We start from the raw sequence: 12681 nt of genomic DNA, 5'->3' as shown, positions 1-12681 counted from the left end.
CGGGCGCCGTCTTGGAGTCGACCCGCTCCCCATGCCCCCTCGAAACCACCGCACCCCAACGCCACTACGATCGCCGGTCATGGACTGGCTGGAGCGTGCCGCGAAGCTGAGGCAGTGGAGCAGAAGCGGGACCCGCGCTCCGCACAAGCCGCTGCTGTTCCTGTACGCGCTCGGGCGTTTCCAGCGGGACGCCGACGGTGAACTGCGGTACAGCGCGGTGGAGGACGACCTCAGACGGCTGCTGACCGAGTACGGTCCGCCCAACAGAACGACGCCCGCCTACCCGTTCCACCATCTGGTGAGCGATGGCGTGTGGGAGGTGCGCACCGATCGCGGACCGGGCAGCCCCGGCAGTGGCGTGCGGGAGCTGCGGGAGATCGGAGCCGCAGGGCGGCTGACGCCGGAACTACGGGCGGCGCTGCGGCGCGAGCCGTCGTTGCTCGGCCGGATGGCACAGGTCCTGCTCGACCTGAACTTCCCGCCCTCGCTCCACGGCGACCTGTGCGAAGCCGTCGGCCTGGAGCTGGAGCCGACGGAGAGCGAACAGTTCTCGGCCGTGCGCGGGCGGCGGGATCCCCGGATGCGGGAGCAGGTCCTGACGGCATACGAGTACCAGTGCGCCTTCTGCGGCTACGACGGCAGGATCGGCGCGGTGCCGGTCGGGCTGGAGGCCGCGCATGTGCGCTGGTGGGCGTTCGACGGCCCTGACGACGTCGACAACGGCCTGTGCCTGTGCTCGCTGCACCACAAGCTCTTCGACAAGGGCGTCCTCGGCATCGGTGACAGTCACCGCATCCTGGTCTCGCAGCGCTTCGTCGGCCACAGCCCCGCCGCCCGCGAGCACGTCATAGCGCTCGCCGGCCGCCCGCTCATCGGACCTCAACCGGGTGCCAGTCCCGTCGCGGCGGTCCACCGCTCCTGGCACACCAGCCAGGTCTTCCACGGCAGCCCACGCCCCGCCCCGGCCGCCTGATCGCCGAGCGCCTATCACGTGACCCACTGGTAAGGAGTGTGATACCGGGAGTATGGTCTCTTGTATGGCGACGAAGAAGGTAACCGTGACGATTCCCGAGGATCTCCTGGACGAGATCCGCGCGGACGCGGCAGAGCGGGGCCTGTCGGCGTATGTCGCCGAGGCGCTGCGCTTCAAGCGTGACCGGGACCGGCTCCTGGAACTGGTCGACTGGCTCCAGGAAGAGCACGGCCCCGTCACCGAGGACGAGCATGCGGCAGCGCTCGACGAGCTGGACGAACTCGACGCCGAACACGAGCGGCGTCGAACCGCCGGGAAGCACAACGCCGGAGAGGCTGCGTGAAGAAGCGAGCCGGTGAGCACGGGCAGCGGCCCCTCCGCGTCTTCGTACTGGACTGTGAAGCCCTGTCCCTTGCGGTGCGCGGCGACCGGAAGATGATCGCCTGGCTCGACCTCGCGGCACGCGGGGAGGCCGAGGTGGTGACGTCCCCGATGACACTGGTCGAGGCGTACGACGGCAGAACGACCGAGCAGCGCTGGGACTGGGTACTGTCCCGGCTCCAGGTCGTCGACATCGGGAAGGACGAGGCCCGCCAGGCGCGTCGACTTCTGGCCGACGCCAAGTTGCACGGCCACAAGTACGCGATCGATGCTGTGCTCGCCGTCATCGCGCGACAGCAGAGGGGACAGGTCACCGTCTTCACCTCGGACGTCGACGACCTGGAGAAGCTGGTCCCGGACACGATCGTCGTCAAGAAGGTGTGACCCGACCCGCGCCTCTCCAGCGCCCGCGAAGCCATCGCGTACTTTGTCCGAACCACATCGGCAGTCTCCGACACCAGGCAGCCGACGGCGAATAGAGTGGCCGACTCGGCTTCCTGGCACTGGTGGCCGGTGGATTGCCTGCAGGGCTGACTCTCCAGCACCATCCAGGCAGCAGCACCCTTGGGAGCCATCTGGGAGCCGCCCTGCTCCCGATACCCCCTCCACACCACCCGAGACCAACCGGGACCACCTCCCTGACCTGCGCAAACACGATGATCGGTGCCGAAGATGCCGTCCGTGGCGACGGCCCCGGTCTGGATGACGGGCCGGATCTGCTTCCGGTCGACCTCCTCCGTCACGGCCGACCCGGAGTGCCGACGTCCTTGAGCGCCTGGCGGAAGGCGAGGCGGGCGTTGGCGGCGTCGAGCGGCTTGCCTACGGCCGAGGAGAAGACGAGCCTGTGCTCCCACTTCTCGTCAGCGGCGAGCCGATCCCAGCCCTGATACACGTTGACCGGGACCTGGAACCCAGAGGCCAGGGAGATGACGATCCGCTCGCAGGCAACGAGCGGGTCGGCCAGGAGCACGGTGCAGCCGACTCGACGCTTCAGCCCAGCCATCCGGCAAGGGCGTGGGCGAGCGCCTCGCCACCCTGTTGCACCACGGTCCCTGCCACCAGGGCAGGCAGCGCCTGCACGGCCCCGCGCAGTGCCCCCGCCGCCTGCGCGTCCGGCGCGGCCAGAGAAGTGTCGATGGAATCCGCCATGGCGCGGAGCACCTGCGCGTTCGGCAAGACCGCTCCGCTCCGATCAACCTCGGTGCGGAACGCGGCAAGGAGATCGCGCAGCGTCTCCACGTCGACGGCCGTGCCCTGGACGGATGCGGACTGATGGACGTTCGAGATGTTCTGCCCCACCACATTCTGAAGCGGGGCGACGTTGTTGCCGCCGATGCTGATACCCGAGCCATACCCCTGTTCCGGGTCGGTGCGACGCCGTCCCACGGCCATCAACTTCCTCCTTGAGCCTTGTTGTCCTGGCCAACGTTGCTGATGCCGCTGCCGGCGACGTTCTGTATGGGTGCGTTGTTGTCGCCGTAGACCTGGATGCTGGTGATGACCGCCGCAACCTGGCGCTCGTACGGAGCAGTGTCGACGCCCAGCTCTTCGAGTTACTCGGAGACCGCACGGAAGACACATGTCTGCATGAGGACGACGTGCCGCTTCGCGTCGTCGGCCTGGTGCATGTCGGTGACTTCTTCGATGGAGTACCTGTCGCGGAGGCTGACTGGATCCTTTTCCTCGGCCAGGCCGTCCTCCGACTGCACTCCGAGCGCGACCCGGGTCACCAGCCGCCACAGCGCGCGGACCGTGGACGGCATCCAGCAGCGCCCGCACCGCCACCCAGCCGTACAGTCCCGTCCCCCGCTTGGCCACGGGTGCGTCGGTCACCCTCAGTTCGTTGTAGAGCGGCGTCATCACGTGAGGTCGCAGGGTCAGCCGCAGTTCGCCTGCCTCCAGCGCGGCATGCGCGAACAGAGTGACCACGACCTGGCCATCCCAACTGACGCACTGTGCACGCAGATACAGCCGGTCCGGCACACTGGACGGTGACCGGCGTCCCCTGCCGCGCAGGTCCGGCAGCTCCAGCTTCGCGGCGCGCGTGCTTCGCAGCCACAGCTCGGACGGCAGCCCCAGGACCTCCGTGACGGAAAGCCCGGGCAGCGGATCAGTGATCTCCCGCGCGCCACGGCCCAGATCCCCGAGTGCGTCGCCCATCCTCCGCAGCAGCTCCTTCTCGCCGAAGGGCTTGACCGATACCTCCGGGTCCTTCGCCTTGAGCGGGATGCCGATGTCGGCCACACCCCATACGTAGCGTCCGGCTCCGACGAATGTCTCGGGGTGGTCGTAGGGCAGTTCGGACCGCGTCTGTTCGTGGCTGATGACGGCCATCCGGCGCGTGGCCTTCACCGACTACCCGGTGACCGGGTCAGTCGAAGAGGGACAGGACTCCGAGCACCCAGACGGCGAGGAACGCGAGCGCGCCCGCCAGGCAACCGACGCCTGTCAGCACCCCGCCGACCGTCCAGGGCCCGGGGGGCGTCTCGGCCCCCTCCTCCAGACCGCCCCAGTAGGAGGGGGGGTCGTCCCAGGAGACGGGGTGCCCCAGCTGCTCGGCACACGCGGTCCGCACCGCGGCCAACTGCCCCTGCGCGAAGGAGGTGGCGGCCATCGCCTCCGGGCCGCACCAGGCGAGGGCCCTCATGCGCCCCCCGGGAGACCCGTACCGCAGCTCGAAGGCCGCGGTCTCACCGGCGTCGCGGTCCTCGTCGAGGTACATCCAGCGGCCGGCCTGCGCGGCGTCGCCGTAGAGCCGGTACACCTCGGCCAGACGGCGGCGGAGCGTCAGGTCGTACGGGAAGGACGAGACGAGACCGCGCAGGCGCTGGCGCGCGACGGGAACCCGGCCGGCGGCCAGGTCTGCGTCGACTCGGGCAAGGGTCTCTCTGAGGGACATGAACAGATGATCGAATGCCCGCGTGACCGGTGTCGAACCGGTTTTTCCGCCCACAGGGACACCGGCAACAGGGCAGGCCCCCCGCGGGTGCTGGGGGGCCTGTGTGGGTGTGCTTGGGTGTGGGTGGGGCGAGGGGGTTAGCGGACGTCGATGTAGTCGCCGGTGGCGGCCACGGCCGGGGCGGTCGACGTGCCGGCGAACCTGTAGCGGAAGTAGCCGTCCTGGGTCGCCTTGACCGTGGTCTTCAGGGAGCCCGTCGCGGACGACGTCACCGTCTTGACGTTGGTGTACGTGCTGGAGTTCTTCTTGCGGAACTGCAGCACCACCTTCTGCCGGGCGTAGCCCGCGTACTTGTTGGCGTCCCAGTCGGCCCGCGACAGCACACCGGTGACCGTGATGGTCTTGCCCTTCTTGACGGGCTCGGGCGTGGCGTTCGTCGTGAGCCGCGTGTCGCGCTGCACCCGGAACGTGGTGGCCGCGTCCCGGTGGATGTAGTCGTAGTCGTTGGCGGAGACCAGCGTGCCGAGCTTCCAGGTGCCCGCCGCGCTGTTGCCGACGAAGCCGGTGGCCGCCGTCGGGTTGAACGTCAGCGTGCCCGTGCACGTCGACGTGGTGGCGCTCTTCTTGACGCACGTGATGTCGTCGTCCCAGACCTGCGCGAAGTTCGGCGTCGGACCGAAGGCGCTGATGTACGTGGTCTTGGCGATGCCGGAGTCGTCCGTCGCCGTCACGGAGACCTTGGCGGACACCACCCTGGTGGCGCCGACCACGACCGGCTTGCCGCCGTTGACGACGACCTTGTCGATCCTGATGTCGCCCGCGCCGCCGTCCGTCGCCTGGGCGGCGGTGGCGCCGGTCGCGGTGGCGACCAGCGCGATGCCGGTGCCGAGCAGAGCAAGGCGCATGGTTGCGCGCATGAGTGTTTCCCCCTGAGTCGGTGAATCAGGGGGGAGCCTACGGCTTTGGCCAACGGTTCAGCACATTGTTTTCGCCCTGGGGACAAGGGAGTTGACCGGTCGGGCGTCCGCGGCGCGCGGTCCGCGGCTCAAGCCGCCTCGGCGCGGACCCGGCCCGAAGCCACGGCGTGCAGCAGCGCCTGGTGGTCGGACTCGTTCTGGTCGGCGTAGAGCTCGGCGAACGCGGCCAGAGCGCGGTCGAAGACGTCGCCGGAGCCCAGGTAGGCGGCGATCGCGATGCGGTCGCCGGAGCGGGCGTGGGCGCGGGCCAGGGTGGCGCCGCAGAGCCGGCCGAAGAGGGACATCCGCTTCGGCGACATGTTCTCCGGCACGGCGATGCCCTTCCAGTCCCGCAGCTGGCGGACGTAGAAGTCGCGGCGGCGGCCGTCGAGGCCGGTGGTGCGTTCCCAGCCCAGGAAGATGTCGCTGGTCGCCTGCATCAACCGCTGGCCCGCGACCACCCGCTCGCCCTGGGTGGCGTGGTCGCCGGCGCCCGCGTAGGGGGCGAGGACCGACTCGTCGGCCTCCTTCGCCTGCAGGAAGAGGGGATCGTCGTCGTCCTTGCCGAGCAGCAGCACGATCCAGCAGCGGGTGCCCACACTGCCCACGCCGACCACCTTGCGGGCGATGTCGGCGACGCGGTAGCCCTGCAGGAGGAACCGGCGGTCGGACTGCAGGGACCCCGTGTACCCGCTGACGATCTTGCCGATCTCCCGCTCCATCACGTCGCTCTCGGCGCTCGGCAGCAGGTCGGACAGCCGCACCAGGAGCGGCGGGTCGTTGGCGATCAGCCGCCGGCCGTCGACCGTGTGCGTGAGTTTCCCGACGACCTGCAGGTTGTCGTGCTGCCGGGCCCGTTCCCTGGCCTGCCGCCAGCGTTCGCGGTTCTTGGCGCCGAGCTCCGGAGCGTACGTCTCCTGCAGTTCGTCCGCCTCGAAGCGGCTGTACCAGACCTCGAGGTTGCCCATCTCCGCGAAGCCGCGCATCCGTTCGCGGTAGGCCCGCACGGCCGACCGGACCACCGACGCCCGCTCCTTGGCGCTGAAGCCGTTCGCCCGGCCCGCGATGACGAGACTGGCCGCCAGCCGTTTGACGTCCCACTCCCAGGGGCCGGGAAGCGTCTCGTCGAAGTCGTTGATGTCGAACATCAGACGGCGTTCCGGGGAGGCCAGCAGCCGAAAGTTGAGCATGTGCGCGTCACCGCAGAGCTGGACCCGGATGCCGGTGCGCGGAGTCTCCGCCAGGTCCGCCGCCATGATGGCGGCGGCGCCCCGGTAGAAACGGAACGGCGACTCGCTCATCCGCCCGTAGCGGATCGGCACGAGTTCGGGGACCCGCTGCGCGGACTGCGCCTCGATGACGTCCACCGGGTCGGTGCGCTTCGGCGGCGGCGTGAACTCGGCGTGTGCGGACCTCGGCACGTCGGCCCTGGCGGCCCTGCCGAGCTCGGCCCGCTCCCTCGGGGAGCGGTGACGCCGGTCGTGGTGACCGTTACGGGTCCTGCTGCTCTCGCTCATCTCAGACGCTCCACACGGGGCTCGTGGGCCGTTGACGGAAGAGAAGGGGAGGGGAGGAAACGGAGGAAACGGAGGAAACGGAGGGGTGTCCCGGTCGCTCCGGTCGCCCTCTCGGGGGCGGCAGCGGGTGGGAGACCGTGGCCGTGGGCCGGACGGGCTGCCGGCGCGCCCGTCCTCCAACGTATCGCCGCACCGGACCTCCGGCGACTCGGCGGCTCGGCGGCTCGGCGGCTCGGCGGCTCGGCGGCTCGGCGGCTCGGCGGCTCGGCGGCTCGGCGGCACAGTCGCTCGGGGGCACAGTGGCACCGCGGTCGGGGACGCGATGGGCTCGCGCTCGGTGATCCGCGTCCTGCGCTCGGCGCTCCGCGATCAGGGGGCGCAGGGTGTCGACCCGACCACGCCAGGACAGTGATCCCGATCACAACGGCGAGGCAGCTGAGAAGGAGGCTCCCGCCGGACCAGCCGCCTTGTTAGCCTTGGCCATAGCCCGGTCGCTGGTGCATCCCCCGTCGCCAGCGGCCGGGCCTTTTACTTGCCCGCCACCGCCATCCAGTGCGCGATCCGGCGCAGCGTGGCCTCGTCGACGCGGTCGACCAGGGCGCGGACGGCCGTCACGTCCTGCGCCGTGAGGTCGTAGAGGCCGGCCTTGCTCAGACCCGCCATGATCACTTGGTGCCGGCGGTCCGCCATGCGTTCCACGTGCCGGGCGTGCCCCGCGCCCGCGACCGCCCCCGGTTCCGCCTCCGTGGAAGTGACAGGAACCGTCGAGGCTTCCGGCGTCGCCGACGCGGGCGGGGTCGCCGACGCGGGCGGGGTCGCGGCGGTCGGGGCGAAACGGGCCCAGTGCCCGTTCTCCCCGGGGCCCCACAGGTCGACGGCCGCCTCCTCGCCCCGGGCGCGTACGACCTGGCTCATCTCGCCGATCGCGTACAGCACCGGTGTGCGGTCCGGGGATTCGGCGGCCGGGCGCCAGGACGCCGAGGGAGCGTGGTGGAACATGGCCACCCAGCGGGGCGGCCCCGGCGGCTGCGGACTGCGAGGAGGACGCGTCGAACGGGTCTCCATGGCGCTCACCCTTCCGTGACGGCGCCGCACGGCACGGCGCTGACGGGCACGAACGTGCACAGCAGGGGGACCATAACTGACGGACCGTCAGCTCACCAGACGCACAGCCCCTCAGCCGCTCACTCGACGCAGGGCCCCTCAGACGCTCACTGGACGCAGGGGCGGGGCGTCGCGTCCTCCGTGCCGCCCTCGCGGGCGAGCGTCGCCTCCCGGCGGTCGTTGCAGCGCGGGAACGGGGCGTCGCCGGTGGCCGGGTGCCTCTGGTGCGCCTGGAGGGCCGCGCTGACCAGCGTCATGAGCAGGTCGATGTCCGTCTCGCACTCCAGGCGGACGGTCACCCAGTGCGAGCCCGGCTGCAGGCGGATCGCGGTGGAGTGTCTGAGGTCGCTCTCGAACCGGCGGATCGCACGGGCGGTGAGATGCAGGTCGACGCTGCGGGCGGAGTGGAAGTGCACGATCTCCGCCCCGGCCGAGCGCAGTGCCCGGCCGGTGCCGCAGCTGGGCCGGTCCTCCGCGAGGTCCCGCCAGTTCACCAGTCGTGCCATGGCACGCAAGGCCGCCGTCATGGCCCCATCATGCGGCGCTCACCGCCCGGCCACCAGGGGTTGCGGAAGGGTTCGCCGACCCGGGCGGTCAAGGAGTCTTCCGGACGTTCCCCCGGGCGCCCCGGCGGCCACGCTCAGTTGTTCCAGGACTCGTCATAAGGGTCGCGCGGGGTCGGGACCGGACGCGCGTCCGTCACCTCGAGGAAGGGGATCGGGCCGCCGTTGACCGGGTCGCGGACGACGCGGGGCGTGTAGACGCCGGTGACGGCCAGCCAGGTGTCCGGCTGGAGGACCGGCGGGATGCGGCCCGCCAGGCCGACCTTGACCGGCTGCGCGTCGGCCGCACAGCAGTTGAGGGCCATGCGGACCAGGTAGGGGGTGCCCGCGTGGTCCAGGGCCACGAAGCCGGTCAGCCGGACCGTGCGGCCGGCGAGGGTGCGGCCGTGGTCGTAGACGGCGCGGCCCGCGTAGTCGACGACGCTCAACGGCAGCGGGTCGGCCGCGGACAGCGACGGATAGGCCAGGGGCTCCTGCAGAGCCGTCCCGGTGCGGGTCGCGCTGTACGAGCCCAGGGCCGGCGGGGCGACGAGGATCAGCGCGAGGAGCGGGAGGATCAGCAGCCAGGAGACACGCGGCTCCGGGTGCGCATGGCCGCCCCCGCGACCGCTGCCGTCCCCGTGGCCGCCGCGGGCCCTGTGACCGCTGCCGCCCCCATCACCGCCGCCGTCCCCGTGGCCGCCGCGGGTCCGGCGGCGCTCGTACCAGGCCGTCGCCAGCGCCGTGACGATCAGGACCGCGCCGGCCGCCAGCAGCAGCGGGCGCAGGCCCGCCTTGACGTACCGCAGATACAGGTCGGTGGCGCCGGCGTGCAGCAGGGCCGCGCCGAGGAGGAACAGCACGGCCGACTGGGCCTGTCGGTTCACAGCAGCACCCATCCCGTCAGGACCGCCGACGCGATGGCCAGCGCGAAGGTCGCCGGGGCGAAGCGCAGCGCGAAGCCCCGGCCGAACGTGCCCGCCTGCATCGCGAACAGCTTGAGGTCGATCATCGGCCCGACCACCAGGAACGCGAGTCTGGCGGTGAGGGAGAACTGGGTGAGGGACGCGGCGACGAACGCGTCCGCCTCCGAGCAGATGGAGAGGACCACCGCCAGCACGGCGAGCGTCAGGACGGCGAGCGCCGGGTTGTCGGCCGCGGTGCGCAGCCAGCTCTGCGGGGCGACGGCCTTCAGGGTCGCCGCCGCCATCGCGCCCACCACCAGGAAGCCGCCCGCGTGCATCACGTCGTGCCGGACCGAGTCCCAGAAGGCGGCCCCCCTGGTCTCCCCCTCGTGCGGCGCGTGGGCCGGCAGCCGCAGCCAGTCGGTGCGCCCGAGACGCTGCCACAGCCAGCCCATCGCGCACGCCGCGACCAGGCTGGCCACGAAACGGGCCAGCACCATCTCCGGATCGCGCGGGAAGGCCACGGCCGTCGCCGTCAGCACGATCGGGTTGATCGCCGGGGCGGAGAGGAGAAACGCGAGGGCCGCCGCCGGCGTCACGCCCCGGCGGACGAGGGCGCCGGCCACCGGGACCGAGGCGCACTCGCAGCCCGGCAGCACCGCGCCCGCCATCCCGGCCACCGGCACGGCGAGCGCCGGCCGGGAGGGCAGGGCGCGCGCGAAGAAGGAGGGCGGCACGTAGACCGCGATAGCCGCCGACAGCAGCACCCCCAGGACCAGGAACGGCAGCGCCTGCACCACCACCGCCACGAACACCGTCGTCCAGCTCTGCATCACCGGCGCCGACAGCGCGCGGCGGATCGGGCCCTGCAGCAGCACCATGAGGAGCAGCAGCATGGTCAGGACGAGGGGGGAGGTCAGGCGCTTCGTCCCGGGGCTCTCCGGGGTGCGCTCGCCCGTGCGCTCGCCCGCGGGCGGGGCCGTTTCGACGATGGCCACGGGTCGGGCACCTCCGGGTTCCGTGTGCGTGCTGCCGCCGGTCGCGGCGCCCGGCATGTCCCTGCCGCCGCTGCCCGGCCTGCGCCTGCCGCCTGTTTCTGGCATTCCCTCCCCTTTCCTACGGATCTCCGGCACCTGGTGTTCACCGGCTGCGTGGAACCCCGGGTACCGGTGAGGCAGTCTTCTCCCTCGTGGGGAGCCTTCCGAATCAGGGTCAGCCGTCGGGGCCGGGCGCCGCGGGTGCGCACATGGTGGTGTGCGGGGACGACGGCCTGGCGCACCGGCTCGCCGCCGAGCTGCGGGGCGTGTACGAGGAGCAGGTCACGCTCGTCGTGCCGCCCTCCGAGCGCGCGGTGCGGCCGCCGGTCGTGGGGCGGGCCCGGGCGGTGTCGGCGGCGTTGCTCGACCGGGTGGTGAGCGCGGCCGTCAACCGGGCGGCGGCCGGCGGCGCGCCCGCCGCACCCGCCGCGCCGGACGAACCCGCGGGCGGGCAGCGGACGTTGGAGGCCGTCGAGGCCACCGAGGCGGTGCTCGCCGAGGCGGGCGTGGAGCGGGCCGCCGCCCTGGCGCTGGTGTACGACGACGACGAGACCAACATCCGAGCCGCCCTCACCGCCCGCCGGCTGAACCCGCGGCTGCGGCTCGTCCTGCGGCTCTACAACCGGCGGTTGGGCCAGCACATCGAGGAACTCCTCGACCAGGCCGCCGCGTTGGCCGCCGCGGCCGACCCCGGCTCCGGGGACGCGGGGCGCGGCGGGCACTCGGGGTACGCCGGCGGCGACGCGTCGACCACCGTGCTGTCCGACGCCGACACGGCCGCGCCCGCGCTCGTCGCGACCGCCGTCGTCGGCACCAGCAAGGTCGTCCAGACGAACGGGCTGCTGCTGCGGGCCGTCGAGCGGCCGCCGCACGGTCCGGGCGAGGCCGCCGAGCCCGGCCGCCCCACGCTCGCGTTGCTGTCCGCCAACGGCGGCGACCCGGCCTTCGCGGACGGTTCCGAGATCAGCGGCGACCAGGGGCCGCTGCTGCTGCCCGACGCGGCCGCGGTGCGGGAGGCGGCCGCGACCGGCAGGCGGGGGTCGGTGGTGCTGGAGCAGGTCGCCTACTCCGCTGGGCCCACGCCGCCGGCCGGGCGGGGGGTCGGGGTGCGCGCGCCGCTCGCCTCGCTGTTCTCCCGGCGGCTGCGGTGGTCGCTGGCCGGTCTGATCGGCTGTGTGTTCGCACTGGCGGTGGCTCTGTGGCTGGTGACCGGGATCCATCCGCTGGGCGCGCTGTACCTCACGCTGCTGGACCTGTTCGCCGTCAACGACCCGGCCATCGGGGCCTCCACCGAACGGCAGGTCCTGCAGCTGCTGTCCGGGCTGATGGGGTTGCTGCTGCTGCCGGTGCTGCTGGCGGCGGTGCTGGAGGCGCTCGGGACCTTCCGCGGCGCGGGCTCGCTGCGGAGGCCGCCCCGGGGACTCGGCGGGCATGTCGTGCTGCTCGGCCTCGGGAAGATCGGCACCCGGGTGCTGACCCGGCTGCGGGAGCTGAACATCCCGGTGGTGTGCGTCGAGGCCGGGCCCGAGGCGCGGGGGCTCGCGGTGGCACGGCGGCTCCGGGTGCCGGTGGTGCTCGGGGACGTCACGCAGGAGGGCGTGCTGGAGGCCGCGAAGATCCACCGGGCGCACGCGCTGCTCGCGGTCACCAGCTCCGACACCACGAACCTGGAGGCCGCCCTGTACGCGCGGTCGTTGCGGCCCGACCTCGGGGTGGTGCTGCGGCTGTACGACGACGACTTCGCGACCGCCGTGTACCGCACCCTGCGGGCCGCCCATCCGCAGGCGCTGACCCGCAGCCGGAGCGTGTCGCACCTCGCGGCGCCGTCGTTCGCGGGGGCCATGATGGGGCGGCAGATCCTGGGGGCGATCCCGGTGGAGCGGCGGGTGCTGCTGTTCGCCGCACTGGACGTGGGCGGGCACGCGCAGCTGGAGGGCAGGACCGTCGGGGAGGCGTTTCGGCCGGGGTACTGGCGGGTGCTGGCGCTGGACTCCGGGCGGGGGCGGAGTGGGGCGGGCGGGGGCGCTGGCGGCGGGGGCGGCGGGGGCGGGGCGGGCGGGGCTTCGGGGCTGGTGTGGGATCTGCCGGACACGTATGTGCTGCGGGGGGTGGATCGGGTGGTGCTGGCTGCGACTCGGCGGGGGCTGGCGGAGTTGGTGCGGCGGCGGCGAGGGGGGTCGGGGGCGTAGGCCCCGGTCCCTTCTTCCTTCCGGTCGGCGGGGCCGGCTCCCCCCGGGGGGTGTCGGCTCCGCCCGGGGTGTCGGCTCCGCCGCCCCTTCCCGTCCCGTCCTCGGGGCTCCGCCCCCGGGCCCCGGCTCCTCAGACGCCGGAGGGGCTGAAACGGTCGTTCCGTCCTCGGGGGCTCCG

General features: G+C 72.5%; 12 protein-coding genes and 2 pseudogenes. 4 read left to right on the top strand and 10 right to left on the bottom strand.

Annotated elements, in window-relative coordinates; genetic code table 11:
* Positions 1–79: 79 nt before the first annotated feature.
* From ABT300_RS23990 to ABT300_RS23980, 3 genes are all read left to right on the top strand, one after another.
* Positions 80–973, top strand: coding sequence for a phosphorothioated DNA-binding restriction endonuclease (locus ABT300_RS23990; RefSeq protein WP_351679186.1), 894 nt, complete (start codon positions 80–82; stop codon positions 971–973).
* Between the two features lie 64 nt (positions 974–1037).
* Complete coding sequence (locus tag ABT300_RS23985) at positions 1038–1316, top strand: ribbon-helix-helix domain-containing protein (RefSeq protein WP_351679183.1); 279 nt, start codon at positions 1038–1040, stop codon at positions 1314–1316.
* Complete coding sequence (locus ABT300_RS23980) at positions 1313–1738, top strand: PIN domain-containing protein (protein WP_039657652.1); 426 nt, start codon at positions 1313–1315, stop codon at positions 1736–1738. The genes ABT300_RS23985 and ABT300_RS23980 overlap by 4 nt, the downstream gene beginning before the upstream one ends.
* Positions 1739–2019: 281 nt before the next feature.
* Here ABT300_RS23980 and ABT300_RS23975 read toward each other — a convergent pair.
* The 10 genes and pseudogenes from ABT300_RS23975 to ABT300_RS23930 form a co-directional block, all read right to left on the bottom strand.
* A pseudogene (locus tag ABT300_RS23975) lies at positions 2020–2240 on the bottom strand (site-specific integrase); the annotation flags it as partial.
* A gap of 104 nt (positions 2241–2344) precedes the next feature.
* Positions 2345–2746 (bottom strand): hypothetical protein, encoded by a 402-nt coding sequence (locus ABT300_RS23970; RefSeq protein WP_351679180.1) that lies wholly within the window; start codon positions 2744–2746, stop codon positions 2345–2347.
* Positions 2747–2907: 161 nt separating this feature from the next.
* Positions 2908–3688 (bottom strand): annotated as a pseudogene (locus tag ABT300_RS44540) (AbeC-like domain-containing protein).
* A 37-nt stretch (positions 3689–3725) separates the two neighbouring features.
* On the bottom strand, positions 3726–4253 hold the full coding sequence (locus ABT300_RS23960; protein ID WP_351679174.1) for a DUF6584 family protein: 528 nt from the start codon (positions 4251–4253) through the stop codon (positions 3726–3728).
* A gap of 137 nt (positions 4254–4390) precedes the next feature.
* Positions 4391–5170 carry a calcium-binding protein gene (locus ABT300_RS23955; protein WP_351679171.1) on the bottom strand — a complete coding sequence of 260 codons (780 nt, stop codon included), beginning with the start codon at positions 5168–5170 and terminating at the stop codon, positions 4391–4393.
* Positions 5171–5298: 128 nt separating this feature from the next.
* Entirely contained in the window at positions 5299–6726 is a 1428-nt protein-coding gene (locus ABT300_RS23950; RefSeq protein WP_351679168.1) for a DUF2252 domain-containing protein, read from the bottom strand.
* Positions 6727–7254: 528 nt separating this feature from the next.
* Entirely contained in the window at positions 7255–7791 is a 537-nt protein-coding gene (locus ABT300_RS23945) for a hypothetical protein (protein WP_351679165.1), read from the bottom strand.
* 146 nt (positions 7792–7937) lie between these two features.
* Positions 7938–8357, bottom strand: a complete 420-nt coding sequence (locus ABT300_RS23940) for a luciferase domain-containing protein (protein WP_351679162.1) — start codon at positions 8355–8357, stop codon at positions 7938–7940.
* A gap of 113 nt (positions 8358–8470) precedes the next feature.
* Positions 8471–9259: a TIGR03943 family putative permease subunit gene (locus tag ABT300_RS23935; RefSeq protein WP_351679159.1), complete on the bottom strand. Its 789-nt coding sequence runs from the start codon at positions 9257–9259 to the stop codon at positions 8471–8473.
* Positions 9256–10275: a permease gene (locus ABT300_RS23930; protein ID WP_351679156.1), complete on the bottom strand. Its 1020-nt coding sequence runs from the start codon at positions 10273–10275 to the stop codon at positions 9256–9258. The genes ABT300_RS23935 and ABT300_RS23930 overlap by 4 nt, the downstream gene beginning before the upstream one ends.
* A 248-nt stretch (positions 10276–10523) precedes the next feature.
* On the opposite strand from ABT300_RS23930, the gene ABT300_RS23925 reads away from it, so the two are divergent.
* On the top strand, positions 10524–12503 hold the full coding sequence (locus ABT300_RS23925; RefSeq protein WP_351679154.1) for an NAD-binding protein: 1980 nt from the start codon (positions 10524–10526) through the stop codon (positions 12501–12503).
* Positions 12504–12681 lie beyond the last annotated feature (178 nt).

This window comes from Streptomyces sp. NPDC001027, from assembly GCF_040299045.1.
Lineage (GTDB): Bacteria > Actinomycetota > Actinomycetes > Streptomycetales > Streptomycetaceae > Streptomyces.
The sequence above is the reverse complement of the archived record's forward strand: the minus strand, read 5'-3'. Positions and strand labels throughout refer to the sequence as shown.

What these genes read in the sequence shown, in the direction of transcription:
- ABT300_RS23955 (WP_351679171.1), bottom strand. Translation starts at nt 5,170, where the DNA reads ATGCGCGCAACCATGCGCCTTGCTCTGCTCGGCACCGGCATCGCGCTG.
- ABT300_RS23950 (WP_351679168.1), bottom strand. Translation starts at nt 6,726, where the DNA reads ATGAGCGAGAGCAGCAGGACCCGTAACGGTCACCACGACCGGCGTCAC.
- ABT300_RS23945 (WP_351679165.1), bottom strand. Translation starts at nt 7,791, where the DNA reads ATGGAGACCCGTTCGACGCGTCCTCCTCGCAGTCCGCAGCCGCCGGGG.
- ABT300_RS23985 (WP_351679183.1), top strand. Translation starts at nt 1,038, where the DNA reads ATGGCGACGAAGAAGGTAACCGTGACGATTCCCGAGGATCTCCTGGAC.
- ABT300_RS23925 (WP_351679154.1), top strand. Translation starts at nt 10,524, where the DNA reads ATGGTGGTGTGCGGGGACGACGGCCTGGCGCACCGGCTCGCCGCCGAG.
- ABT300_RS23990 (WP_351679186.1), top strand. Translation starts at nt 80, where the DNA reads ATGGACTGGCTGGAGCGTGCCGCGAAGCTGAGGCAGTGGAGCAGAAGC.
- ABT300_RS23960 (WP_351679174.1), bottom strand. Translation starts at nt 4,253, where the DNA reads ATGTCCCTCAGAGAGACCCTTGCCCGAGTCGACGCAGACCTGGCCGCC.
- ABT300_RS23940 (WP_351679162.1), bottom strand. Translation starts at nt 8,357, where the DNA reads ATGACGGCGGCCTTGCGTGCCATGGCACGACTGGTGAACTGGCGGGAC.
- ABT300_RS23970 (WP_351679180.1), bottom strand. Translation starts at nt 2,746, where the DNA reads ATGGCCGTGGGACGGCGTCGCACCGACCCGGAACAGGGGTATGGCTCG.